This window comes from Aquabacter sediminis (genome assembly GCF_028863665.1).
Lineage (GTDB): Bacteria > Pseudomonadota > Alphaproteobacteria > Rhizobiales > Xanthobacteraceae > L1I39.
Genome location: NZ_JARBFX010000019.1, coordinates 15,493 through 41,802, shown reverse-complemented (window position 1 = coordinate 41,802; position 26,310 = coordinate 15,493). Strand labels below are relative to the sequence as shown.

Genomic DNA, 26,310 nt, shown 5'->3' with positions numbered 1-26,310 from the left:
GCAGGCCATAGCTCGGCGCCAGGGCGCACAGCACATTGCCGCCAATGAACAGAGCCATCAGCCCCACCAGCGTCGCCGTGCGCGGCAAGGCGGCGGGCAGGATCGCCCTCACCCCCGCGCCCCGCGCGGCGCGCGGCTGGCCCCCCTCTATCCGTCCGAAGGCTGACCTGGCGCCCGAGCGTCACACGGCTTTCTCCCATTCCGGCTAAGGGCTTTATGGGGGCCTGCGCGTGCGGGCCGGACTGGGGATCAGGGATGAAGCAGGATCCGATCGATACGGCGGCGATCTCGGCCGCGCCGAGTGCGCTGGCCGCGCACCATGTGGCCGATGTGGTGGAGCTTTTGAACCGCAAGTCGCTGGAAGAGGCGGTGCAGTTCATGGGCACGCTGCCCGAGGCCTGGGCGGTGGAACTGATGGACCAGCCCGATTTCGCCTGGGCCTGCGAGGTGATGGAGGAACTGCCCGGCGACAAGGCCGCCCACCTCATGGAGCACATGTCCTCCGATCGGGTGGCCGACCTGCTGCGCTGGATTGCCGAGCCCAAGCGCTCCGAATTGAAGGACCGCCTCTCCCCCGAGACCCGCGCCGGCATCGACCGGCTGCTCACCTACCCGCACAATTCCGCCGGCTCCATCATGACGACCGAGTTCGTCAGCGTGCCCAGCGACTGGACGGTGCAGCAGACGCTGACCCATCTGCGCGAGGTGGAATCCTCCCGCGAGACCATCTACGCCATCTATCTGCTGGACCCAGCGACGAAGAAGCTGGTCAATGTGGTGAAGCTGCGGGCGCTCATCACCGCCGATCCCGCCGCGCCCCTCCTGTCGGTGGCGCCGGCCTATGCGCCCATCACCGCCAATGCGCTGGCGGATCGCGCGGACGTGGCGCGCCTGATCGCCAAATACGACCTTCTGGCCGTCCCGGTGGTGGACACCACCGGCCACATCATCGGCATCTGCACCTTCGACGACATGATCGACGCCATGATCGACGTGCAGACCGAGGACGTGCAGCGCATGGGCGGCATGGAGCATATCCACGAGCCCTACCTCCAGATCAGCTTCAAGGAGATGATCCAGAAGCGCGCCGGCTGGCTGTGCGTGCTGTTCCTCTCCGAAATGCTCACCACCTCGGCCATGCAGGTCTTCTCCGACGAGTTGGAGAAGGCCATCGTGCTGGCGCTGTTCATTCCGCTCGTCATGAGCTCGGGCGGCAATTCGGGGTCGCAGGCCACCTCGCTCATCATCCGCGCCTTGGCGCTCCAGCAATTGCGCCTGCGCGACTGGTGGCGGGTGGCGTTCCGCGAACTGCCCACGGGCGTGGTGCTGGGCTCCATCCTCGGCGTCATCGGCATCGCCCGCATCGCCATCTGGCAGGAAGCCGGCATCTTCGACTATGGCGAGCACTGGGTGCTGCTGTCGGTCACCATCGGCGTCGCGCTCATCGGCATCGTCACCTTCGGCTCGCTGTCGGGCTCCATGCTGCCCTTTGCGCTGAAGCGCCTGGGCTTCGACCCCGCCACCGCCTCGGCCCCGTTCGTGGCGACCCTGGTGGATGTGACCGGCATCGTCATCTATTTCTCGGTGGCCTGGCTGTTCCTCCACGGCACCATTTTGTGAGGGGAGGGGGCCGGTGCCCGGCACCCGATCCTGACACTGTGGGGAAGGGGACCGCCGCCGGCCCCCTGTCTTGCCCAAAACAAAAGCGCCCGCCGGGGAGGCGGGCGCTGAAGGTGCGGCCTGAAAGGGCCGCACGGGTCTTGCAGGCGCGGTTCAGCGCACCAGGATGTTCTTGAACTGCCAGGGATCGTCCAGGTCGAGATCCTCGGGGAAGAGCTTCACCCGCTCGGTCAGGGGCGTCCAGTCCGTATAGGTGCCGATCACCGGGCCGAGATACGGCATCTGGATTTCCAGGCAGCGGCGGAAGTCCATCTCGTCCGCTTCCACGATGCCGGCGTCCGGATTCTCCAGCGCCCACACCATGCCGGCCAGCACGGCGGAGGTCACCTGCAGGCCGGTGGCGTTCTGGTAGGGGGCGAGCTGGCGGGCTTCCTCGATGGAGAGCTGGGAGCCGAACCAATAGGCATTCTTGGCGTGGCCATAGATCAGCACGCCCAGCTCGTCGCAGCCATCGACGATCTCGTGCTCGTCCAGGATCTTCCAGTCGCTCTGCATGCGCCCGCCCGAGCCGAACATTTCGTGCAGCGAGAGCACGGCGTCGTTGGACGGGTGGTAGGCATAGTGGCAGGTGGGCCGGTAGACCGCCTTGCCGTTCTCGCGCACCGTCAGATAGTCGGCGATGGAGATGGCCTCGTTGTGGGTGACGAGGAAGGCATATTGCGGGCCGGGCGTCGGGGTCCAGGAGCGCACGCGGGTGTCGGCGCCGGGACGCATCAGATAGATGGCCGCGCCGCAGCCTTCTTCATGGGTGCGGCCTTCCGGCGGCAATTCCTTCTCGTGCGTGCCCCAGCCCAGTTCCGCCGGCTGCAGGCCCTCGGAGACGAAGCCTTCCACCGACCAGGTGTTCACGAACACGTCGCGCGGCTTGGGATCGCGGGCGCGCTGGGTGTCACGCTCGGCGATGTGGATGCCCTTGACGCCCAGCGCCTGGGCGAACAGGGCCCATTCCTCGCGGGTCTTGGGCTCGGGCCGGTCGAGACCGGTATCCTTGGCGATGTTGAGCAGGGCCTGCTTGACGAACCAGGACACCATGCCCGGATTGGCGCCGCAGGTGGACACGGCGGTCGGGCCGCCGGGCGAACGGCGGCGGGCATCCAGCAGGCCCTCGCGCAGCGCATAATTGGTGCGCGCGGCCGGGCCGAGGGTCTCGTCGAAATAGAAGCCCTTCCAGGGCTCGATGACGGTGTCCACATAGAGGCAGCCGAGCTCGCGGCACAGCTCCATCATCGCCACGGAGGACACGTCCACCGAGAGATTGACGCAGAAGCCGCGCCCGCCGCCCGCCGTCAGAAGGGGGGTGAGGAGGTCGCGATAGTTTTCGGCGGTCACTTCCGCCTTGATGTAGCGAATGCCGCGCGCGTCCAGCAGCTTGCGGTCGTCGTCCACCGGGTCGATCACCACGAAGCGGGACCGGTCGAAGTCGAAGTGCCGCTCGATCAGCGGCAAGGTTCCGCGCCCGATCGAGCCGAAGCCGATCATAACGATGGGGCCGTCGATGGTCGCGTGAACCGGCCAATCGCTCATAATTTTCGATACTCCTCCAAAGGCCAACACCAACGTGGCCGCCGGCACCATGCTGAGGCGGGACCGCGCCGTCAACACCTAGTGTGCCTCAAAGCGAAAGAAGATCGAAAAGCCACGCCACAGCCTGAAGGGTAAGTCCTCCTGACACATGAGGTTCACTGACCCGCCGGACAATTGCTGCAGTGCGGGCGGAGCGCTTTTGTCATGAATGTGTTGCAGTGGGTGGATTCACTTCCCTCCGATCAGGAGGTGCTTGTCCTTACGATCTTCATGCTGAGCTATGCGGCCAGTGTCGTCTATTGCGTCTATGGGGTGCGCAGGCGGTCGCCGAATGCCTTTGCCGGCGTATCGGCTTCGGTCTTCAGTCCGCTGGGCGCCATTTTCGGCCTCACGGCGGCCTTTCTGGGCGCGGACGTGTGGGACAACGAATCCGCCGCCCTGCGGGCGGTCAATGAGGAGGCGCGGGCCCTTTCAGAGATCTGGGTGCATGCCGACGGCCTTGGTACACCCATTGGCGACAATATAAGACAGAATATCCGGGATTACGGGCGCCTGGTCCTCGAGCAGGAATGGCCGATCCTTGAAAAGATGACCGACCCCTATAACGAAACCAGCGTGAAGGCCCGCGAACTGCTCTACGGCATCATCGCCCAGGTGGGGCAATACAAGGTGACGGACGGCGTGGGCCTTGCGCCGCTGGAGATCGACGAATTGGTGCGCCAGGCCTTTACGAGCCGCACCCAGCGCATCGACATCGCCATCCATCATGTGAGCTATACCAAGCTCTACCTGACGTTGAGCCTCGGCCTGCTGCTCATTTTGGCCGTGGCGGTGGTGCATTCGGGGACGCTGCGGCTGCTCATTGTCATGACGCTGGGCGCCACCTTGGTGGTGTCGCTGGTGGTGTGCGGCGTCATTGCCAATGACGAGCCCTATGAGGAGGGCGTCTCGCGCATCGACCCGGTGAAATATTACCAGGTCCACGAGGACTTCTCGCGCGGACCGCTCGCCGGGCCACCGCCCCTGCGCTGACCGCGGACAGCCACCGCCCGGGATAGGTCCCGGGCGGGAAATCAATCACTGGCGAGGATGTGGTTGCGCACCAGGGGATAGACCTGCCCCGCCCATTTGCGGCCGCTGAAGACGCCGTAATGGCCCACGCCCGCCTGCATGTGGTGGCGCTTGCGATGGGGGCGCAGGCTGGAGCAGATGTCCTGCGCCGCCACGGTCTGGCCGATGGAGCAGATGTCGTCCCGTTCGCCCTCCACGGTGAGCAGCGCCGTGCGCCGGATCGCCTTGAAGTCGATGGGGTTGCCGCGATAGGTCAGCTCGCCCTTGGGTAGCCGGTATTCCTGGAACACATATTGCACGGTTTCCAGGTAGAATTCGGCGGCGAGGTCCAGGACGGCGAAATATTCGTCATAGAAGACCTTGGTGGTCTCGGCTTTCTCAAGCTCCCCGGCGGCGAGATTCTCATAAAGCTCGAAATGCGCCTTCATGTGGCGTCCGAGATTCATGGAGACGAAGGCGGAAAGCTGCACGAAGCCGGGATAGACCTTGCGCCCGCTGCCGGCAAAGCCCGGCGGCACGGTGGCGATGAGGTTGCGCTCGAACCAGGAGATGGGTTTCGAGGTGGCCAGCTCGTTCACCTTGGTGGGGTTGATGCGACAATCGATCGGGCCGGCCATCAGCGTCATGCTGCGCGGCTGGGCGGGATTGTCCTCCTGCGCCATGACGGCGGCGGCCACCAGCGCCTGGACGCAGGGCTGGCACACCGCCAGCAGGTGGGAGCCGGGACCCATGAATTCCAGGAACTTGATGACGTGTTCCACATAGTCGTCGAAGGCGAAGGGGCCTTCGTCCAGGCTCACGTCGCGGGCATTGTGCCAGTCGGTGATGTAGACGTCGTGGTCGGGCAGGAGGGTGCGCACCGTGCCCACCAGGAGGGTGGCGAAATGGCCCGAGAGCGGGGCCACCACCAGCACACGGGGCTGGGGCACGTCCACGTCCTTCTTGAAGTGCAGGAGCGTGCCGAAGGGCATGCGGAAGACATTCTCCTCCACCACCTCCACCTCGCGGTTGCCCACCGTGGTGCTGTCGATGTGGAAGGGCAGGCGGGCGTGGGAGAGGGCGGCGCGCTCCACCATCTCATAGGCGGCCGAGAGATGGCGGATGCCGCTATTGCCGCCGAGCAGGCCCATGAAGGGGCTGTCGAGCATCCGCCGCGCCATTTTGGCGCCGAAGCGGATGGGCTCCATCAAGTCGGCCTGGGTCTGGTAGGCTAGGTACATCATGGGATCCTGCGCCTTGTCGGCCGTCCGGACTGCGCCCGTGGCCGCGATTTTTCTTCCCTTGCGATGAAACGTCTCGCCGGCCGCGTTAGGAGGCGCCGCGGCGGGGTTTTGCCCGGCAGGATCTAAGTCTTTGGGAGATTGTCATAATTTCGCCTTCCCCCTGACGCGGTTCGGATATACCTGTAAAGCCCTCTAAACTAGATATTGAAGCGGGGGGTGGTGCAATGCAACATGCAACCGCTAAGATTGATCCTCGCGGCGAAAATCGGGGCCCGGCATGAGCACGCTGACCATTTCCAGCAAGAATTATTCCTCGTGGTCGCTTCGGGGTTGGCTGCTGTGCAAAATGGCCGGCCTGACCTTCGAGGAGGAGCGCGTGCCGGTGGACGATCCCTCCGCCAAGGCCGAGCTTCTGCTGCTCTCCCCGTCCTTCCTGGTGCCCCGCCTGGTGCATGAGGGCGTGACGGTGTGGGACACGCTGGCCATCGCCTCCTATCTGAACGAAGTGTTCCCCCAGGCCGGCCTCCTGCCGGACGACCGGGCGGCCCGCGCCCACTGCCTGTCCATTTCCGGCGAGATGCATTCGGGCTTTGCCAATATGCGCTCCGCCCTGCCCATGAACATCAAGGGCCGGTATCCCGGCTTCAAGGTGTGGGCCGGCGCGCGGGCGGACATCGAGCGGATCGTGGCCATCTGGCGCGGCTGCTTCGCCGCCCATGGCGGGCCGTTCCTCATGGGCGGGCGCCCGACCCTGGCGGACGCCATGTTCGCGCCGGTCTGCTCGCGCTTCACCACCTATGACGTGCCCCTCGATGCCGCCTGCGCGGCCTATCGCGACCGCATCATGTCCCATCCCCTGATGCTGGAATGGATCGAGGGCGCCAAGGCCGAGCCCGAGGAGCTGGAAGAGCTGGACGTGGAATTCTGAGGGCGTCCTGAGCCTGACGTCCTGACCCTGGCGTTCTGATGGCCCTCGGGCGATCAGGGGGCGTTTGGATCCTCCGGTCCTGTCCCCCGCGCCTCCAGGTGGTCCAGCAATTCCCGGGCGAAGGCGGGCAAGGCGGCGCGGCTGCGCACGCAGAGGACGAGGCGCCGCCGCGTCCAGGGCTCGTCCAGCGGGCGCACGGCGAGGGTTCCCTCGGCGGCAAGGCGCAGGGCCGCCGCCTCCGGCAGCACCGCCACCCCGACCCCGGCCGCCACCATCTCGGCCACCGGCTCGAAGCTGTTCACCCGCACCCGGTATTTGGGCGCGGCCCCCGTGCGCAGGGCCTGCCTTCCCACCAGTTCCTGCATGGCATTGCCCGGCGGCAGGCCCACGAAGGGCTCGGCCAGAAGCTCGGCGAACCGCACCGCTGGGCGCTCCGCCAAGGCGTGGCCCGGCGGCAGCACCGCCACCAGGCGGTCCTCCCCATAAGGCGACAATTCCAGCCCCCGCGTGTCCACCGCATCCGAGCCGATGCCCAGATGGATAAGGCCCTGCGCCAAAGCGAGCGTGATCTGGCGGCTCGGCTGCTCGGACAGGTCGAGATCCACATCCGGATGGGCGGTGAGGAAGGCCGCGAGGTCGCCATGCAGGCGCCCGCCCAGCGCCGCCGTATTGCACCACAGCCGCACATGGCCCTTCAGCCCGCGCCCGTAGCGGGCCAGTTCGCCGCGCATGCGCTCGGTCTGGTCGAGGATCAGGCGGGCATGATGGGCGAGCGCTTCGCCCGCCGGCGTGGGTGCTGCGCCGGCGCGGGAGCGGGTGAGGAGGGCGGTGCCGATGGCCTCTTCCATGCCCTTGATGCGGGCGGAGGCGGAGGCAAGCGCCAGATGGGCGCGCTGGGAGCCGGCGGTGATGGAGCCGGTCTCCACCACCGAGAGGAACAGGCGCAGGTCTGCGGGGTCGAAGCGCATGTGGGGCGGCTCCGCTCATCCTATGGATAAGCCGAAGGATAAGGCCGTATCTTCCGCATTGTTGCAAGGCCGTCCTGGCCTTAGAGCAGATGGACCGCCCTTTGGGCTCCTTCTTCCGTCCGTGCCCCCATGTCCTTTTCCTTTCCTCTGCCCGTAACCGAGACCACTCTGGCCTTCATCGTCGCCGTGCTCGTCTTCGCGGGGCTGGTGAAGGGCCTCATCGCCATGGGCATGCCCACCGTTGGGGTGGGGCTCTTGTGCCTCGTCATGCCGCCGGCCCAGGCCGCGGCCCTGATCGTGGTGCCGGCGGCCATTTCCAATGTGGTGCAGCTCGCCACCGGCCCGCGCCTTGGCCACACCCTGCGGCGCTTCTGGGCGATGATCGTCACTGTTGTCATCGGCACGTTCCTGGGCGGGCTGGTGTTGGGAGGGCTGGAATCCCACCTGGCGCCGGGCATATTGGGCCTGACCTTGACCGTCTATGGCGTGATGGGCCTCCTCAATCTTCACCTGAAGACCCCGCCCGCGCTGGAGCGCTGGCTTTCCCCGGTGGCGGGCTTCGCCTCGGGGCTGCTCACCGGTACCACGGGTGTCACGGTGATGCCCATGGCGCCCTACCTTCAGTCCCTGGACATGCCCAAGGAGGAATTGGTGCAGGCGCTGGGGCTGGGCTTTGCCGTCTCCACCTTCGCGCTGGGCTTTGCGCTGATGGGGCAAGGGGCGCCCTTTTCCGATCCCACCATGATGTTGGCCTCGCTGGCGGCCCTGGTGCCGGCGGTGGCGGGCATGGAGATCGGCCGCCGCCTGCGCCTGAAGGTTTCCCCCACCGGCTTCCGGCGCTGCTTCTTCGCCGGGCTGGCGCTGCTCGGCCTGCACATGCTCGCCCGCGCGATCCTGATCTGAGGTTCACCCCACGAAAAAGGGCCCGCCGGACGATGCCGGCGGGCCCTTTTCGTTTGGGGGAGGCGACCTCAGTCGTCGATGCGGTGCACGTCGTGCACCACCACCGAGGCTTCCTTCGGCGGACGGCGCAGCCATTCGCGGTGGCGCAAGGTGCGCAGGGTGTCCTCGACGCCGGCCTGCCAGTGATCGCGCATGGAGGTGCCGGAGAATTCGTAGTCCTTGAAATCCCGCTCGTAGGTCTTTTCCTGATAGATCAGGTGGCAGATGTTGACCGGGCCGGAATTGGCATAATCCTCCAGCACGGCGCGGTCCTCGTCGGTGCGCAGCTGCTCGGGAATGCGCAGCACGGTCTCCGCATGCTTGGTGCGCATCTCCTGCACCCGGCGGAACAGGTCCGTGGTGTAGCGCGTGCGGCTGGAATAGACGATGTCCTTCTGGCGCTCGATCACGTCGAGCATGTCACGGGGCATCTCGCCCCGGGCGCTGAACAGGTCCACCTGGAACACCAGGGAGGCCGGATGCTCGGGTTGGTCCAAGAGCCATTGCAGGGGCGTGTTGGAAACCACGCCGCCGTCCCAGTAATATTCGCCATCGATGCGAATGGCCGGGAAGGCGGGCGGCAGGGCTCCGGAGGCCATCACATGCTCCGGCCCGATGCGATGGGTGGTGTTGTCGAAATAGATGAAGTTTCCGGTTCGCACATTGGCTGCGCCAACGGAAAAGCGCTTCTGGCCGTTATTGATCAGGTCGAAATCCACCAGGCGCAGCAGGGTCTCGCGCAGGGGCGTGGTGTCGTAGAAGCTTGTGGCCCCCTCCGCGCCCGTGGGCAGCAGCCAGGGATTGGGCCAGCGGGGGCGGAAGAAGCCGGGCTGGCCGAGATTGATGGTGGCCAGCGCGCTCATCTGGTTGCGCATGGCGCGGAAGATGTCGCCTTCCGGCGTGAAGGGGAAGAATTTGCGCCCCGACACCGTCTCCCAGAATTCGCGCAGGCGCGGCACCCGGTTTTCCGGCGTGTTGCCGGCGATGATGGCCGAATTGATGGCGCCGATGGAGACGCCCGAAATCCAGTTGGGCTCCGCGCCGGTGGCCGAGAGCGCCTCATAGACGCCCGCCTGATAGGCGCCGAGCGCGCCGCCCCCCTGGAACACCAGGGCGACCCGGTCATATTCGTGAACGAGAGAGGCGATTTCCTGCGGATTGTGATCCAGACGCGTGCTCATCTGTCCCTCGTGTCCTGACCTCCACCGGGCGGCGGTACGCGCCTGCGGGGGAATGCGCGATCTTCATGTGAGGATGGCGTGCGCGCCCATGGAGCGCAATCGCCGGAGGGGTGGCCGGGCACCGCGGGGCGCCGGGCGCCCCGCCATTGGCGCTCAGCCCGGCCGGGCCGTCAGACTGGCCGTCACTTGGGCTCGGCCATGTAGTCGTAGATCACCTCGCCCATGCCCAGGGTCAGGTCCGCGCGCAGATGCAAGGCGGAGACGATCTCCAGCACCGGCAGGCGGGCCACGTCGCAGATGGCGTGGGGATAAAGGCCGAGGGCGGCCGGGCCGACCCAGCATTCCTTCAGGTCGATGTCTTCCAGGTAGTAGCGCACCAGCTCGCAGATGCGGGGGGTGGCGTCCACATGGGGGATGATCTTGATCATGTAGTTGGGCGCCTTGAGCGCCTTCATGACCACGTCCTTGTCGGCCGCCACGTGCTTGTAGCCCATGGTGGCCTCGGCGCAGAGCGTCTTGCCATAGTGGAGGCGGCCGGAGAGCACGTCCTTTTCCACTTCCATCTTGGGATGGGCATATTTCTTGGGGAAGCCCCACAGCTCGCGGCCGCCGGCGATGGGCGCCTCGTCGTCCAGGTACATGGAGTGGACATAGCCGCCCTCCACGCCGTTGAACTTCACGGGGATGACCTGTCCGGTCTCGGTATAGTCGCCGAAGCCGGTGGAGTCGGGCATGCGGATGAATTCGTACTTCACCAGCGGCTCGAACACTTCCAGCGGCTCGGGCACCACCTTGCGCAGCGCCTCGATGTCGGTGCGGTAGGTGATGATCATGAATTCCCGGTCGAAGAACCGATAGGGTCCCTTCGGGAACGCAGGGTTCGTCAGCGGCATGGAATAGGCTGTGCGGCGAACGTCTTCGATCTTCATGGGGAACTCCGAACTCCATCCGACCGGAACGGGAGCGGCCGGGCGAACCGTCCGCAACGTCATCTCGCAGGCGCGAGATAAGCATCAGGTTAGCCCATAGCTGTCCTGCGTGACAGCCCCGAGACGTCATCGCTTGGCGTGTCCCGCACTGCAGCAAAAATGTGCGGGTGCGCTCCGGGCCGTCCGGTCCGCACCCCAGCCTTCAGAATTCCAGCAGGCCCGCGCTGCCCGAGGCCGTGCCGAACGCCACCGCCCCGCCATCCGCCCGCCAGCCGATGGCGGTGACCGGGGTGGCGTCGGGCTTGCGCAGGAGAATCTCGGCGCCATCGGAGATGCGCACCATCAGCACCATTCCGTCCTCGAAGCCGGCCGCCAGCACCGGGTCCTTGGGATGGCAGGACACCTGCGTCACCTTGCCGGTGGTGGAGGGGGCCAGCATGGAGGGCTGCTTGCCCATGGGGCCTTCCTTGGACTGGAACGGCCACAGGATGACTTCCGTCGAGCCGGAGGAGGCCAGCCACTTGCCGTCGGCGGTGAATTCGAACGACTTCACGCGGCTGGGATAGCCGGTCATGCGCATATGCCCGCCATCCACCACCCGCCAGCCATGGAGCGCGGCTTCCTGCATGGTGGTGATGACGAAGCGGTTGTCGGGGCTGAACACCACCCCCAGGTGCGAGCCCTTCCAGCCCAGCGTCTCCGGCTTGGAGCCCGGCGCATTGGGGAACCACAAGGTCACGCCGCCATAATGGGCGACCGCGAGGCGGATGCCCTTATGGGCGAAGGCGAGACCGCCCACGGTGGAGGCGACCTCCAATTGGCGCGGCTCGCCCTTGGGGGAGATCATGTGGGCGGTCTTGCCCACCGAATAGGCGGTGATGCCGTCCGGCCCCAGGGCCACATGGTCCACCCAGCGGGCCTTGTGCTCTGCGAGGATTTTCACCGTGCCGTCGGCGGCCAGTTCCACCACCTTGCCGTCATCGCCGCCGCTGACAAGCCGCCGTCCATTGCCGGCCACGTCCAGCGGCACACCGTCATGGAGCGCGACCTTGAGGGGGGAGGCGCCCACCAGGGTCGCGGCGCCCGCATCCTCCACCAGCACGCAGGTCCCGCCCAGAAAGCCGGAATGGACGATGCCGCTGTCGAGGGTGAAGGTGCGGACCTTGTCGGTGAGCGAAGAGGGAACAGTGGACATGCGCCAGCCGGAATGTCTGCGCCATCGGGGACGATCCGCCCTCCGAAGGCTTGAAGGAGAAGCCCGTGCGATCCGCGACGCAGCGGGCGCGCCGGCGGATCGTTCGCCCCCTAGATAAGCGAGGCGAGGGCATTTGTCGCCCCGCACCCGGCGTTCGGCCCCCGTTTCGGCCGTGCCCGCCGCCATGCTACAGGACGCGCCCCGCCGCCCCATCATTCTGGCCCCATGTTCGACACCCGCCTGCCCATCGATGACGTCCTGGATCCGCTGCGCGAGACGCTGGCACGGGGCCCGAATGCCGTCCTGGTGGCGCCGCCCGGCGCCGGCAAGACAACGCGGGTGCCGCTCGCCCTCATGGACGAACCCTGGGTCGCCGGCCGCAAGATCCTGGTTCTGGAGCCCCGCCGTCTCGCCGCGCGCGCCGCCGCAACCCGCATGGCGCAGACGCTGGGCGAGAAGGTGGGGGAACGGGTCGGCTATCGGGTGCGGCTGAAGGCGGAGGTCTCCCGGCGCACCCGCATCGAGGTGGTGACGGAGGGTGTCTTCACCCGCATGATCCTGGACGATCCCGAACTCTCCGGCATCGCCGCCGTGCTGTTCGACGAATATCACGAGCGCTCCCTGGACGCTGACCTGGGCCTTGCTTTGGCGCTCGATGCCCAAGGCGGGCTGCGGGAAGACCTTCGCCTGCTCGCCATGTCCGCAACCCTCGATGGGGCCCGCGTCGCCGCCTTGCTGGGCGGGGAGGGCGGCCCGGCGCCGGTGATCGAGAGCGAGGGGCGCGCCTTTCCGGTGGAGACCTTCTATCTCGGCCGCGATCCGCGTGCGCCCATCGACCGGCAGGTGGCGGATGCGGTGGTGCGGGCGCTCAACGCCGAGCGCGGCTCCATCCTGGCCTTCCTGCCCGGCGCCGGGGAGATCCGTCGCACGGAGAGCCTTCTGCGCGAGCGCGTGCGGGACAAAGACGTGGCCATCGTGCCCCTTTATGGCGCGCTGGATGCCGCCGAGCAGGACCGGGCCGTGCTGCCCGCCCCGCCCGGCACGCGCAAGGTTGTGCTCGCCACTTCCATCGCCGAGACCAGCCTGACCATCGAGGGCGTGCGGGTGGTGGTGGACGGGGGCCTTGCCCGCGTGCCCCGCTTCGAGCCCGATGTGGGCCTGACCCGCCTTGAGACCGTGCGCGTCTCCCGCGCCGCCGCCGACCAGAGGCGGGGCCGCGCCGGACGCACCGAGCCCGGCGTGTGCTATCGCCTGTGGAGCGAGGGGGAGATGGCGAGCCTCCAGCCCTTCGCCACGCCCGAGATTCTCGCCGCCGACTTGACCGGCCTGGTGCTGGACCTGGCCGCCTGGGGCGTGCGCGATGCGCGCAGCCTCGCCTTTCTCGATCCGCCGCCCGTTCCGGCCTTGGCCGAGGCCAAGGCGCTGCTGGTGCTGCTCGGCGCGCTCGATGCGGAAGGCGCGGTGACGCCGCTCGGCCGGCGCATGGCGCGCCTGCCCTTGCCGCCGCGCCTCTCGCACATGGTCATTGCCGGCGCCGATGCGGGCCTGGCGCAGGAGGCGGCGGAGATCGCCGCCGTGCTGGTGGAGCGGGGACTGGGCGGGGATGGCGTCGATCTTCTCCACCGCCTCGACGGTTTCCGCCGCGAGCGCTCCCGCCGGGCGGACGATGCCCGCCGGCTTGCCGATCGCTGGGCTGAGAGTGCCGAACGGGGGGCAGGGGAGGGGCGTCTTTCCCTGGCGCAAGTTTCCCTCGCGCAAGGCGCTTCGCCTGCCGGCCTCCTGGCGCTGGCCTTCCCGGACCGTGTGGCCAAGGCTCGGGGGGATGGCACGCGCTTTCTCCTGGCCAATGGCAGGGGCGGGGTGATGGAACCCTCCGCCGCGCTCGCCCGCGCGCCTGTCCTGGCCGTGGCGGAAGTCTCCGGTCGCGCCGAGGCCGCCCGCATCACGCTCGCCGCCGCCCTGGAGGCGGAGGAGTTGGAACGCCTGTTCGCCGCCGACATCACCAGTGGCGTGGAAGTGGCCTTCGATGCGGAAGCCGCGGCCGTGCGCGCCCGCGAGACGCGGCGCCTGCGGGCCCTGGTGCTGGCGGACCGGCCCCGCCCGGTGCCGCAGGGGCCGGAGACGGCGGCGGCGCTGGCGCGGGGCGTGGTGGGGCTGGGCCTTGTCCGCCTGCCCTGGAGCGCGGCGCTCTCCCAATGGCGCGACCGAGTGATGTTCCTGCGCGCGGCCGAGGGCGAGCCCTGGCCGGACCTCTCTGACGCCGCCTTGGCGCAGGCGCCGCAGGATTGGCTCGCGCCTTATCTGGAGGGGCGCACGGCGCTCGCCGACATCACGGCCGGCGACCTCTCCAACGCCCTGCACGCCCTTCTGCCCTATGAGCTCACCCGTCGCCTGGAGGCGGAGGCCCCCACCCATTTCGAGGCGCCCACCGGATCGCGCCTGCCCATTGATTATGGGGCGGAAGGCGGCCCGGCCGTGTCGGTGCGGGTGCAGGAGATGTTCGGGCTGAAGGTGCATCCCGCCATTGCCGGTGGGCGGGTGCCGCTCACCCTCGCCTTGCTGTCCCCCGCCCATCGGCCCATCCAGATGACCAAGGACCTGCCGCAATTCTGGCGGGGCTCCTGGCGGGACGTGCGGGCGGACATGCGCGGGCGCTATCCCAAGCACCCCTGGCCGGAAGACCCCTCCCAGGCCCCGCCCACCACGCGGGCGAAGCCAAGAGGCACCTGAGGGTGCCGTGATGCCGCCCGCTTCCTGTGGCTGGGATGGGGGACAACAAGGTCCGCAAGCAAAGGGCTGGTCATGTCGATCAAGGTCATTGAGGGACTCACCGGCGTGGTTCTGGCCGGCGGCGAGGCCCGGCGCATGGGGCGCATCAACAAGGCGCTGGTGACGGTGGGCGGCGTGCCGGTGATCGACCACATCCTCGCCCGTCTCGCCGAGACCTGCGCGCATGTGATGGTCATCGCCAATGATCCCGCCCCCTATGCGGAGCGGGGCCTGGAGGTGCATGGGGACGTGATGCCCCATCACGCGGCGCTTGGCGGGATCTATACGGCCCTGCTGAAGGCGCCCACGGAACATGTCTTCGTCTGTGCCTGCGACATGCCGTTCCTCTCCGCCCCGCTCATCCGGCACCTGAGCTATGCCCTCGACGGCCATGACGCCGCCGTGCCGCGCGATGCCTATGGGCTCCAGCCGCTGCACGCCATCTATGCCCGCCGCATCGCGCCGGTGTTGCACCCCTTCCTGCTGCGCGGCGAATTGAAGCTGGAAAAGGTCATCGCCGCGCTCGATGCCCGCATCCTGCCCCCCGCCGAGGTGGAGCCCTATGCGGCGGAAGCCAATATCTTCTTCAATGTGAATACGCCCGCCGACCTGGAGCAGGCGCGCCGGCAGGCGGGGTATCCGGGGGAGCCCTGAGTGGCGCGCGCCGTCCGCCTCGCTATGGTGGCGCGCTTCGAGGACGAGGATCATGGGCGGCATGGCGCAACAGGATCAGCAGGCGCCCGAGCGCTCGGTCTATGACCGCATGGGCGGAGAGGCGGGCATCCGCCGGCTCACCGGGCGCTTCTATGAATTGATGGACACCTTGCCCGAGGCCGCCGAATGCCGGGCCATCCATCCCGAGAGCCTCGCCGGCAGCGAGCAGAAGCTGTTCGAGTATTTGTCCTACTGGTTCGGCGGGCCGCCTCTGTTCGTGGAGCGCCACGGCGCGCCCATGATGCGCCAACGCCATTTCCGCGCGCCCATCGGGCCCCTGGAACGCGATGGCTGGCTCATCTGCTTCCGCCGCGCCTTCGACGAGACGGTGGAAGATCCCGGCCTTCGGGACGTGGTCATGCCCCGCGTGGAGGCGCTCGCCATGCACATGCAGAACAAGGCGTGACCAGTTTTGCATCGCAATGAATCTATGTGCCGAGCGGTTTTGGGGTAGTGTTCAAAATAGTGGTTTGTCCGTGCTTAAAATGTGAGCGAAGTCAAAGACTGAAATCGCCTTCTCCGTGGTAAGCTCCTGCCAAAGGTCCGACGTCAGGGCAGGAGACCTGGAATGGCACGTTCTCGGGAAGAAGGCCTCGGGATGCGGGCTTTGCTCGCGCACTCCCACATCAATTCTCAAACGCCGCCGGGCCGGGCCGCCCGCGCCCTCGCCGACGAGCTGATCGAGCAGGACGTGGACGTGGTGACCGCCACCTCCTGCGAGGATGCCGGCGCCCTGTTCGCCGCCGATGCCGCCATCCAGGCGGTGCTGCTGGACTGGGACATGGAGGGCGACGCCGACCACAAGGCGGCCCTTGCCACCATCACTGCCATCCGCGCCCGCAATTCGGCAGTGCCCATCTTCCTGTGTGCCGACCGCTCGCTCGCCTCCACCATTCCCCTCGACGCCATGGGCGAGGTGGATGATTTCGTCTGGCTGATGGAGGACACGCCCCGCTTCATCGCCGGCCGCGTGGTGGCGGCGACGGAGCGTTATCGCAGCCAGGTGCTGCCGCCCATGTTCGGCGCCCTCGCCCGCTTCTCCCAGGTGCACGAATATTCCTGGCACACGCCGGGCCACACCGGCGGCACCGCCTTCCTGAAGCATCCGGCGGGGCGGGCCTATTTCGAGTTCTTCGGCGAGAACCTCCTGCGGGCGGACCTGTCCATCTCGGTGGGGGAACTGGGCTCGCTGCTGGACCATTCCGGCCCCATCGGCCAGGGCGAGAAATATGCGGCGAGGGTCTTCGGCGCCCATCGCACCTATTATGTGACCAACGGCTCGTCCACCTCCAACCGGGTCATCCTCATGGCCTCGGTGACGCGGAACGATGTCTGCCTGTGCGACCGCAACTGCCACAAGTCCGCCGAGCACGCCATGACGCTGTCCGGCGCCATCCCCACCTACATGATGCCGTCCCGCAATGGCCTCGGCATCATCGGCCCCATCCCGCCCTCGCGGCTGACGCCGGAGGCCATCAAGGCTTCCATCGCCGGCAACACGCTGGTGGGGGAGGGGGTGGACCCGACGCCCCAGCACGCCATCATCACCAACTCCACCTATGACGGCCTCTGCTACAACGTGGCCAAGGTGGAGGCGCTGCTGGGCCAGAGCCTGGATCGCCTGCATTTCGACGAGGCGTGGTACGGCTACGCCCGCTTCAATCCACTCTACAGGGACCGCTTCGCCATGTTCGGCGATGCGAAGGCCTATGACCCGTCGCGGCCCACGGTGTTCGCCACCCAGTCCACCCACAAGCTCTTGGCGGCGCTCTCCCAGGCCTCCTACATCCATGTGCGCGACGGGCGCCGGCCCATTCCCCATGGACGCTTCAACGAGGCGTTCATGATGCACGCCTCCACCTCGCCCAATTACGCCATCATCGCCTCCAACGACGTGAGCGCGGCCATGATGGACGGCGCCTCCGGCAAGGCGCTGACCACCGAATCCATCCGCGAGGCGGTGGCCTTCCGCCAGATCATGGCGCGGCTCCATGGCGAATATGGCGAGCGGGGCACCTGGTTCTTCACCACCTGGCAGCCGGACTTCGTCACCGACCGGAGCGGCCGCAAGGTGGCCTTCCATCTGGCGGATGAGACACAGCTTGCCACCGATCCCGCCTGCTGGGTGCTGGCGCCGGGCGCCGCCTGGCATGGCTTCGAGGGGCTGGAGGATGACTGGTGCATGCTCGACCCCATCAAGGTGTCGGTGCTCACCCCCGGCATGTCGCCGTCGGGCGTCCTGGCCGAGACGGGCATCCCCGCCGCCATCGTCACGCTCTATCTGGACCGGCAGGGCATCGTGGTGGAGAAGACCACGGACTTCACCATCCTGTTCCTGTTCTCCATCGGCGTCACCAAGGGCAAGTGGGGCACGCTGGTGAGCGAGCTGGCGGACTTCAAGCGCGACTATGACGCCAATGCCCCGCTTGAGCACATCCTGCCCGACCTCGTGGCCCTGGCTCCCGGCCGCTACGGCGCCCTGGGGCTGAAGGACCTGGCGGACGAGATGTTCGCCGCCATGAAGGAGCTGAAGACCACCGCCACCATGGCGGACGGTTTCTCCGAACTGCCGGAGCCGGATCTCTCCCCCGTGGAGGCCTACGAGAAGCTGGTGAAGGGCAAGGTGGAGGCCCTCACCCTCGACGAGATGGCGGGCCGCACGGTCGCCACCGGCGTGGTGCCCTATCCGCCGGGCATTCCGCTTTTGATGCCGGGCGAGAAGGCGGGCGCCAAGGCGCTCGCTTATCTCAAGGCGCTGGAAGCCTTCGATCGCCGCTTCCCGGGATTTGGCCACGACACCCACGGCGTCGAGGTGGAAGACGGCACCTATCGCATCCTGTGCATCACGGCCTGAGGCCACGGGAAAGGGGAGGCGGGCATGAGCGAGGCGAGCACAGCGGCGCCGGCGGCTTCGGCCAATGGCGCATCCAGCGGCGGCAAGAAGATCGGTCTGGTGGCGGCCACCTTGATGGTGGCGGGCAACATGATGGGCTCCGGGGTCTTCATGCTGCCGGCAAACCTTGCCGCCACCGGCGGCATCGCCATTTTCGGCTGGCTCATCACCATCGTGGGGGCCGTGTCCCTGGCGCTGGTGTTCGCCAAGCTCGCCTCCATCGATCCGGCGGCGGGCGGACCCTATGCCTATGCCCGCAAGTCGTTCGGCGACTATATGGGTTACCAGACCAACCTCATCTACTGGCTCGCCAATGTGGTTGGTAATGTGGGGCTGGCGGTGGCGGGGCTCGGCTATCTCTCCAACTTCTTCCCCGGCCTGAAGGACCCGCTGATCTCCGCGCTCGCCCAGATCGCTTTGGTCTGGTTCTTCACCTATGCCAACATTCTCGGCCCCAACGTGGTGGGGCGGCTGCAATCCTTCACCACGTCGTTCGCATTGGTGCCCATCGTGGGCATGGCCATTCTCGGCTGGTTCTGGTTCTCCGGAAAAACCTATGCGGACGGCTGGAACGTGTCGGGCCAAGGCACCTTCTCGGCCATCGGCGCCACCTTGAACTTCACGCTCTGGGCCTTCATCGGCGTGGAGACGGCCTCGGTCTCGGCCGGGGTGGTGGAGAATCCGAAGCGCAACGTGCCCATCGCCACCGTGTTCGGCGTCATCATCGCGGCGGTCTGCTACGTGCTTTCCTCCTCGGTGATCATGGGCATGATCCCCAACAAGGAATTGGTGGCCTCCTCCGCCCCCTTCGCCGATGCGGCGCGCCTCGCCTTGGGCGACACGGCGGCCAATATCGTCGCGGCTTGCGCCGCCATCGGCTGCCTGGGCTCGCTCGCCGGCTGGACATTGCTGGTGGGCCAGACCGCCAAGGCGGCGGCCGATGACGGGCTGTTCCCGAACCTGTTCGCCAAGGTCAATTCCAAGGGCGTGCCCTCGGCGGGCCTCGCCGTGGTCGCCATCATCATGAGCGTGCAGATCGTGGCGACCATGTCCCCCACCGCCAGCGAGCAATTCGGCAAGATCGCCTCCATCGCGGTGATCATGACGCTTCTGCCCTACATCTATTCGGCCATCGCGTTGAAGGTGATCGGCTACAAGAACATGCCACCCAAGGACTATACGATCTACACCATGATCGCCTTGGTGGCGGCGGTCTATTCGCTGTGGGCGATGGTGGGATCGGACGGCAACCAGACCCGCTGGTCGCTCATCTTCGTCATCTCCACCATCGTCTTCTATGCCCTTGCCCTCAATCACAAGCGCGACGTGGAGGATGGCACGGTGCATACGGGCGGCGCGGCGCCCCGCTGGATCCGCTATGCGACGCTCGCCATCACCATCGCCGCGCTGGCGCTCATGTTCTGGGAGGCGGTGGGCAAGCACGAGGCCGGCACGTTGCGCACCCGCTCGCCCCATGCGACGCTGGAGTGGCGGGGAGAAAAGCCGGCGGGGCCGGCGCTGGTTCTGGCGTGAGGAAAGCGTTGGGGTTGACCGGGACGTGTTGACCTGCGTCAACGAAGCGCGCTGCGGTGCAGCATAGGGTGAGCCCGCTTCCGCCCCCGGCTTCACGCAGGGGGTGGCCCGGGTGGAAGGTTGCGGTCCCCGGGGGCGAAGACATGACATTCGGACCCCGTCCTCCGAACCGGCCGAGATGCGGCCGAAGCGGCGGGCGTGGCCCGGCCGGCCGGATTGGACCCCCTGATGCTCCGCAAGATCGTCGTCGCGCTCGTCCTCATCGCCCTCGCCGCCGGCGGGGGCGCCTATTACTACCTGAAGACCCGCCAGCAATTGCCCGCCGGCTTTGTTGCCGCCAATGGCCGTATCGAGGCCACCGAGATCGACATCGCCACCAAATATGCCGGCCGCGTCGCCCAGGTGATGGTGGAGGAGGGCGATTTCGTCCAGGCCGGCCAGGTGGTCGCGCAGATGGATGTGGAAGAGACCGCCGCCGCGCTCCGCACCGCTGAGGCCCAGGCCCAGCAGGCGGAAAAGGCGCTGGAGCAGGCCTCCCACGTGGCCGAGCAGCGCTCCAGCGAACTCGACCTCGCCGTGAAGGAATTGCAGCGCTCCGAGACCTTGCTCTCGCGCGGCTTTGCCACCGCGCAAACCGTGGACCAGCAGCGCACCGCCCGCTTCACCGCCCAGGCAGCCCTGTCCGCCGCCCAGAGCAGCCTGGCCGCCAACGAGGCGGCCGTGCGCGCCGCCCAGGCGGAGGCGGACCGCCTTGCCCGGCAGGTGGCCGACGGCACGCTGAAGGCGCCCAAGGCGGGGCGCATCCTCTATCGCCTCGCCGAGCCGGGCGAGGTGCTGGCGGCGGGCGGCAAGGCGCTGACCATGCTGGACCTCTCCGACGTCTACATGACCGTCTTCCTGCCCGCCGGGCTCGCCGGCAAGCTGGCGCTGGGCGCCGAGGCGCGCATGCTGCTGGAGCCGCTCCCCGACACCGCCATTCCCGGCCGCATCTCCTTCGTTTCCGCCCGCGCCCAGTTCACGCCCAAGCAGGTGGAGACGCAGACCGAGCGGGAGCGCATGGTGTTCCGGGTCAAGATCCGCATTCCCTCGCAGCTCGTCTCCGACCATATCGACATGGTGAAGACCGGCGTGACCGGCATGGCCTATGTGCGCATCGACCCGGCCGCGCCCTGGCCCGCCTGGCTGCAATCACGCCTGACCGAGGCCGTGGCGAAGTAGCGGGGCGATCATGGCCGATCCGGCTTGCGCCCCCGCCGAAACCGCGCCCGGCACGGGGCTCTCCTTTCGCGGGGTGCGGCACCTCTATGGGGCCTATGAGGCCCTGAAGGGCATCGACCTCGACCTTGATGCCGGCGCCTCGCTGGCGCTGGTGGGGCCGGACGGGGTGGGCAAGTCCACGCTGCTGGCCCTGCTTGCCGGCTCCAAGGCGGTGCAGGGCGGCGTCGTGCGCGCGCTCGGCGTCGACATGTCGGTGCGCCGCGACCGGGAAGGCGTGCAGCCGCGCATTGCCTATATGCCCCAGGGGCTGGGGCGGAACCTCTATCCCAACCTCACGGTGGGCGAGAACATCACCTTCTTCGCCCGCCTGTTCGGCGCCAGCCCCAACGAGGCCCGCGCGCGCCTCGCTCCGCTTTTGGCTGGCACCGGCTTGGCGCCCTTCGAGGACCGGCTGATGCGCAAGCTCTCCGGCGGCATGAAGCAGAAGCTCGGTCTGTGCTGCGCGCTGGTGCATGACCCGGACCTCCTGATCCTCGACGAGCCCACCACCGGCATCGACCCGCTCTCGCGCCGGCAATTCTGGGAATTGGTGGACGCCATCAAGGCCGAGCGGCCGCAATTGTGCGTCATCGTCGCCACCTCCGACATGGACGAGGCCGCCCGCTTTGACCGGGTGGTCCTGATGAATGACGGGGCGATCCTGGCCGATGGCTCGCCCGCCGACCTCCTGGCCCGCACCAAGCAGCCCAATCTGGAACGCGCCTTCATCGCCCTCCTGCCCGAGCGGCCGGACGGGGTGGGGCAGGACCATGACCGCGCCGCCATTCCCGCCGACGCACCCGTCGCCATCGAGGCCAAGGGGCTGACAAGGCGCTTCGGCGACTTCATCGCCGTCAATGACGTCAACTTCACCATCCGCAAGGGCGAGATCTTCGGCTTTCTCGGCTCCAATGGCTGCGGCAAGAGCACCACCATGAAGATGCTCACCGGCCTGCTGCCAGCGAGCTCCGGCGAGGCGCTTTTGTTCGGCAAGGCGGTGGCGGCCGATGACATGGAGACGCGCCGGCGGGTGGGCTACATGTCCCAGTCCTTCTCGCTCTATGGCGAACTCACCGTGCAGCAGAATCTCGACCTGCACGCCCGCCTCTTCGCCTTGTCCGGGGAGGCCGCGAAAGCCCGCATCGCCGATCTCGTCGCCGATTTCGACCTCGGCCCCCATCTGGAGGCGCTCTCCGACAGCCTGCCGCTGGGCGTGCGCCAGCGCCTGCAATTGGCGGTGGCCATCCTGCACGAGCCGGAGCTTCTCATCCTCGACGAGCCCACGTCGGGCGTCGATCCGGTGGCGCGCGACCAGTTCTGGGACCGGCTGGAGCGGCTCTCCCGCGACCAGGGCGTGACCATCTTCGTCTCCACCCATTTCATGACCGAGGCGGAGCGCTGCGACCGCATCTCCTTCATGCATGCGGGCCGGGTGATCGCCACCGGCACGCCGGGCGAGCTGAAGGCGGCGCAAGGGGTTTCCACGCTGGAGGAGGCCTTCATCGCCTATATGGAAATGGGCGGGCGCAAGGATGCGCCCGTCGCCATGCCCAAGGCGGTGGCGGGCGGGGTGCGCAAGCCCGCCGCCTTCTCGGTGCGCCGCATGGGCGCCTATGCCTGGCGCGAGGCCATCGAGATGCGCCGCGACCCGGTGCGCCTCACCTTCGCGCTGCTCGGCACGGCGCTGCTCATGCTGATCTTCGGCTTCGGCATCACGCTGGACGTGGACCATCTGCGCTTTGCCGTGCTCGACCGCGACCAGACGCCGGAAAGCCGGGCCTATGTGGATGAATATGCCCATTCGCCCTATTTCATCCTGGAAGCGCCGCTCGCCGGGCCGGCGCAGCTGGAGGAGCGGCTGCGCGCCAATGACATCTCCTTCGCCATCGAGATCCCCCCGCAATTTGGCGCCAATCTGCGGGGCGGCAAGGACACGGAGGTCTTCATCACCGTGGACGGGGCCATGCCGTTCCGGGCCGAGACCATTGTGGGCTATGTGGAGAGCGTGCATCTGCGCTTCATCCAGGATGCGGCGCAGCTGGCGGGGAGCGCCATCGAAAGCCCCGCAAACCTCGTCATGCGCTATCGCTACAACCAGGCGTTCCGAAGCCTGGATGCCATGGTGCCGGCCACCATCGCGCTCATGCTCATCTTCATCCCGGCGGTGTTGACCGCGCTGGGCGTCGTCACCGAGAAGGAGATGGGCTCCATCACCAATCTCTATGTGACGCCGGTCACCAAGGTGGAATTCCTGCTGGGCAAGCAATTGCCCTATGCGGCGCTGGCGGCCTTGAACTTCCTCGTCATGGTGGTGATGGCCCTGACCATTTTCGGCGTGCCGCTGAAGGGCAGCTTCCTGGGGCTGTCGCTTGGGGCCATCGCCTATGTGCTGGCCACCACCGCCTTCGGGCTTTTCATCTCCATCTTCACCAAGACGCAGGTGGCGGCGCTGTTCGCCACCTCCATCCTGACCATGGTGCCCGCCAGCCAGTTTTCCGGCCTGCTCCAGCCGGTGCCCACCTTGGATGGGGTGGCGCGGGTGATCGGCACCTTCTTTCCCACCACCTATTTCATGCGCGCCAGCGTGGGGGCCTTCACCAAGGGGCTGTCGCTCCTGGATTTGATGCCCTTCATCCTGGCGAGCCTGGCCTTCTGGCCGGTTCTGCTCGCCGCGGCGCTCCTTCTCCTGAAGAAGCAGGAGGTGTGATGTCCACCCCAGCCCTAACCCCGAAGCGCCCGCGCCTCATGTCCAATCTGCCGCCGCTGCTCATGAAGGAATTCGAGAGCCTGCGCCGCGACACCGTGCTCATGGTGCTGGTCTTCTATGCCTTTTCGGCCGCCATCCTGATCCAGGCCAATGGCATGAAGCATGATCTCCACCGCGCCACCGTGGCGGTGGTGGACGAGGATCGCTCCCAGCTCTCCCACGCCATCACCGATGCGCTGCTGCCGCCGCGCTTCCAGACGCCGGTGGCGGTGGCGCCGGGGGATCTGGACCGGGCCATGAACCAGGCGCGCTATGTCTTCGCCCTGGATTTCCCGCCCCGCTTCGAACAGGACGTGCTGGCCGGCCGCTCGCCCGACGTTCAGCTTCTCATCGACGCCACCGCCCTCATGCAGGCCGGGCTCGGCGCCACCGACATCGCCAACATCTTCCAGCAGGAAGTGCTGCGCTTCGCCACCCGCTCGGACAAGCCGGTGTCCTATAATCCGACGCTGGAGGTGCGCGCGGCCTTCAACCAGGCGCTGGAAAGCTCCTGGTTCACCGGCACCATGGGGCTCATCACCAACATCACCATGCTCTCGGTGCTGCTGGCGGGCGCGGCCTTGGTGCGCGAGCGCGAGCATGGCACGCTGGAGCATCTTCTCGTGCTGCCGGTGCGGCCGGTGGAGGTGATGCTGGCCAAGATCCTCGCCAATGGCGCGGTGATTTTGGTGCTGACCGGGCTCTCGGTGCTGGTGGTGCTGCGCGGCATATTGGGCATGACCATTGCCGGCTCGGTGCCGCTCTTCATGGCCGGGGTGGCGCTCTATCTCTTCTTCACCGCCTCACTGGGCATCTTTTTGGGCACTGTGGTGCGCTCCATGCCGCAGCTGGGCCTCATGTTCATGCTCATCGTGCTGCCCATGAACATGCTGTCCGGCGGCTTCACGCCCCTGGAAAGCATGCCGGTGGCGCTGCAATATATCATGCAGGTTTCCCCCTCCACCCAATTCGTCGCCTTCGCCCAAGCCATCCTCTATCGCGGCGCCGGCTTCGACGTGGTCTGGCCACGCTTCCTGGCGACGGCGGCGGTGGGGCTGGTGTTCTTCTCCTATTCGCTGGTGCGGTTCAGGGGGTTCTTGGCGGCGCAGCAGTGAGGGGGGATGAGCAGAATGTTAAGTGCAACGTCTTTTCAGATCTTTGACGCGGTGTGCTCTGGAGGGATATGCTAAAAAAGTAGTGCGCTGCATACGTTATCTAAAAATCGGACAAGTCGCAGATCCGGTTACACGTCAAAGGCGCAAAATGTAAAATGCTAACGAGCAGGGTATGGCAAGGAAATGTCCGAAAGTCCGAAACTATTTATTTCGTATAGTTGGACCAGTCCGAGCCATGAAAAATGGGTCCTCTCTTTAGCTGAAGAGCTCGTCGAAAATGGCATTTTCGTCATTATAGACAAATGGCATCTCAAACATGGGCACGACGCAAACGCTTTTATGGAACAGATGGTGACGGATGCGTCTGTCAATAAAGTTCTTCTTGTGTGTGACGCAAGATATGTCGAAAAATCAAACGCTAGGACTGGTGGTGCAGGGACAGAGGCGCAAATTATAACGCCTCAATTGTATGCAAGGCGGGAGCAGGAGAAGTTTGTTGCCGCAGTGCGTGAAAAATATAAAGATGGTGAGCCCTGTGTTCCTGTTTTTTATAAAGGCCGCATCTTTTTTGATCTAAGTGATGATGCTAAGTATGTCGAGGAATTTGAAGGGATCGTACGTTGGGCGTGGGATGAACCAGCGTATGTCATGCCGCCATTAGGGAAAAGGCCGACTTTTCTTGATGTCGGGTCGTCATCCGTGAAAGCTGCCACCTTATTAGCTTTCCGTCGTGCGCAAGAAGTATTGCGAACAAAGCGCGAAAATTTTGAAGGTCCGCTTCAGGATTACTTAAACGTATTTTTGAGTGAATTAGAAAAATTTAGAATGGAAAATGATCACGTCACTTCGGAGGAATGGGAAGAGGCGTTGCTCAAAAATATATCTGATTTCAAAGCTTATCGTAATGAAATGATTGAGGTATTTCTATCAATTGCGATTTATGTTCCAAGCATTGATTGTGCCAGAGTTATCCATAGATTTTTTGAAAAAATGGAGCCGTTTATGCGGGTTCCGGACGGTGTTTATCAATGGAACGAAATTTGGTTTGATAATTTTCGATTCATAATACATGAATTATTTTTGTATTTGATTGCGATTTTACTAAAGTATGAAAGATTTGATTTTGTAAATTACCTGTTATCTACAGAATATTTTACTTCCGATGACAAATCTAACCCCATGCGGCCGTTTACGGTGTTTGGGGATTACATGCCGTCGCTCGCCAACAGAGATGCTCGCTTACGTCACTCCTCTACCCGGGCCGAATTGTTGAAAGAGCGATGTCAAGCGCTGGGTGTAGAGTTTCGCAATCTTATGGCCGCTGATTTCGTCCTCTATTTGCGGGCGTTGGGTGAAGGTTATGGACTTGGCTGGGAACCCCATACTCTCAAGTTTATTGGCCGTAACCCCAACCCAATTGAGATATTCGCAAGATCGAAGTCAAAGTCGTACTTCATGAAAGTCGCCCCGATGATCGGCGTGGCGAATAAGGATGAACTCCAGGACAGAATAGACAGTGTGCCACCCAGTTCGCGGCCTCGGTGGGATTTTATGCGGCTGAATATATCTCAATTGGCGAGGCTTGGCGAGCTTGCAACCAGTCCTTAGGGCTTCACGGGAGTGACCTTCGCACCCCCGCGCG

The 26,310-nt window shown here is 65.9% G+C and carries 19 protein-coding genes; 13 read left to right on the top strand and 6 right to left on the bottom strand.

What is annotated here, in order from left to right:
• Positions 1-255: 255 nt before the first annotated feature.
• Entirely contained in the window at positions 256-1,620 is a 1,365-nt protein-coding gene (mgtE, locus tag PV781_RS23335; RefSeq protein WP_274778025.1) for a magnesium transporter, read from the top strand.
• 153 nt (positions 1,621-1,773) lie between these two features.
• On the opposite strand, the gene PV781_RS23330 is transcribed toward mgtE, so the two are convergent.
• Complete coding sequence (locus PV781_RS23330) at positions 1,774-3,204, bottom strand: homospermidine synthase (protein ID WP_274778024.1); 1,431 nt, start codon at positions 3,202-3,204, stop codon at positions 1,774-1,776.
• A gap of 204 nt (positions 3,205-3,408) precedes the next feature.
• Here PV781_RS23330 and PV781_RS23325 point away from each other — a divergent pair, with 204 nt between their 5' ends.
• On the top strand, positions 3,409-4,236 hold the full coding sequence (locus PV781_RS23325) for a bestrophin-like domain (protein WP_274778023.1): 828 nt from the start codon (positions 3,409-3,411) through the stop codon (positions 4,234-4,236).
• A gap of 41 nt (positions 4,237-4,277) precedes the next feature.
• Here the strand turns inward: PV781_RS23325 and PV781_RS23320 are convergent, their stop codons facing one another.
• Positions 4,278-5,498 carry a polyhydroxyalkanoate depolymerase gene (locus PV781_RS23320; RefSeq protein WP_274778022.1) on the bottom strand — a complete coding sequence of 407 codons (1,221 nt, stop codon included), beginning with the start codon at positions 5,496-5,498 and terminating at the stop codon, positions 4,278-4,280.
• Positions 5,499-5,775: 277 nt separating this feature from the next.
• Between PV781_RS23320 and PV781_RS23315 the strand changes: the two genes are divergently transcribed.
• Positions 5,776-6,426 carry a glutathione S-transferase family protein gene (locus PV781_RS23315; protein WP_274778021.1) on the top strand — a complete coding sequence of 217 codons (651 nt, stop codon included), beginning with the start codon at positions 5,776-5,778 and terminating at the stop codon, positions 6,424-6,426.
• Positions 6,427-6,479: 53 nt separating this feature from the next.
• Here PV781_RS23315 and PV781_RS23310 read toward each other — a convergent pair whose 3' ends face one another.
• Positions 6,480-7,394, bottom strand: coding sequence for a LysR substrate-binding domain-containing protein (locus tag PV781_RS23310; protein WP_274778020.1), 915 nt, complete (start codon positions 7,392-7,394; stop codon positions 6,480-6,482).
• Positions 7,395-7,523: 129 nt separating this feature from the next.
• Here PV781_RS23310 and PV781_RS23305 point away from each other — a divergent pair, with 129 nt between their 5' ends.
• A complete protein-coding gene (locus PV781_RS23305; RefSeq protein WP_274778019.1) occupies positions 7,524-8,297 on the top strand; it encodes a sulfite exporter TauE/SafE family protein in 774 nt (257 codons plus the stop codon).
• Positions 8,298-8,365: 68 nt separating this feature from the next.
• Here the strand turns inward: PV781_RS23305 and PV781_RS23300 are convergent, their stop codons facing one another.
• The 3 genes from PV781_RS23300 to PV781_RS23290 form a co-directional block, all read right to left on the bottom strand.
• Positions 8,366-9,517 carry a patatin-like phospholipase family protein gene (locus PV781_RS23300; protein WP_274778018.1) on the bottom strand — a complete coding sequence of 384 codons (1,152 nt, stop codon included), beginning with the start codon at positions 9,515-9,517 and terminating at the stop codon, positions 8,366-8,368.
• Positions 9,518-9,699: 182 nt separating this feature from the next.
• Entirely contained in the window at positions 9,700-10,446 is a 747-nt protein-coding gene (locus tag PV781_RS23295; RefSeq protein ID WP_274778017.1) for an acetoacetate decarboxylase, read from the bottom strand.
• 202 nt (positions 10,447-10,648) lie between these two features.
• Entirely contained in the window at positions 10,649-11,641 is a 993-nt protein-coding gene (locus PV781_RS23290; RefSeq protein ID WP_274778016.1) for a WD40 repeat domain-containing protein, read from the bottom strand.
• 225 nt (positions 11,642-11,866) lie between these two features.
• Between PV781_RS23290 and hrpB the strand changes: the two genes are divergently transcribed.
• The 9 genes from hrpB to PV781_RS23245 all read left to right on the top strand — a co-directional run bounded on the left by hrpB (position 11,867) and on the right by PV781_RS23245 (position 26,276).
• A complete protein-coding gene (gene hrpB, locus PV781_RS23285; protein ID WP_274778015.1) occupies positions 11,867-14,371 on the top strand; it encodes an ATP-dependent helicase HrpB in 2,505 nt (834 codons plus the stop codon).
• A 72-nt stretch (positions 14,372-14,443) separates the two neighbouring features.
• Positions 14,444-15,064, top strand: a complete 621-nt coding sequence (gene mobA, locus PV781_RS23280) for a molybdenum cofactor guanylyltransferase (protein ID WP_274778014.1) — start codon at positions 14,444-14,446, stop codon at positions 15,062-15,064.
• 61 nt (positions 15,065-15,125) lie between these two features.
• Positions 15,126-15,530 (top strand): group II truncated hemoglobin, encoded by a 405-nt coding sequence (locus PV781_RS23275; RefSeq protein WP_274778013.1) that lies wholly within the window; start codon positions 15,126-15,128, stop codon positions 15,528-15,530.
• 162 nt (positions 15,531-15,692) lie between these two features.
• Positions 15,693-17,978: an Orn/Lys/Arg family decarboxylase gene (locus tag PV781_RS23270; RefSeq protein WP_274778012.1), complete on the top strand. Its 2,286-nt coding sequence runs from the start codon at positions 15,693-15,695 to the stop codon at positions 17,976-17,978.
• A gap of 24 nt (positions 17,979-18,002) precedes the next feature.
• The gene (gene adiC / locus PV781_RS23265; RefSeq protein WP_274778011.1) at positions 18,003-19,550 is read left to right on the top strand and encodes an arginine/agmatine antiporter; all 1,548 of its coding nucleotides are present in this window, start codon (positions 18,003-18,005) and stop codon (positions 19,548-19,550) included.
• A gap of 228 nt (positions 19,551-19,778) precedes the next feature.
• Positions 19,779-20,768: an HlyD family secretion protein gene (locus PV781_RS23260; protein ID WP_274778010.1), complete on the top strand. Its 990-nt coding sequence runs from the start codon at positions 19,779-19,781 to the stop codon at positions 20,766-20,768.
• Between the two features lie 10 nt (positions 20,769-20,778).
• Entirely contained in the window at positions 20,779-23,514 is a 2,736-nt protein-coding gene (gene rbbA, locus PV781_RS23255) for a ribosome-associated ATPase/putative transporter RbbA (protein ID WP_274778009.1), read from the top strand.
• Entirely contained in the window at positions 23,514-24,668 is a 1,155-nt protein-coding gene (locus PV781_RS23250) for an ABC transporter permease (RefSeq protein WP_274778008.1), read from the top strand. Before rbbA ends, PV781_RS23250 begins: the two co-directional genes overlap by 1 nt.
• A gap of 183 nt (positions 24,669-24,851) precedes the next feature.
• Positions 24,852-26,276 (top strand): toll/interleukin-1 receptor domain-containing protein, encoded by a 1,425-nt coding sequence (locus PV781_RS23245; protein ID WP_274778007.1) that lies wholly within the window; start codon positions 24,852-24,854, stop codon positions 26,274-26,276.
• Positions 26,277-26,310 lie beyond the last annotated feature (34 nt).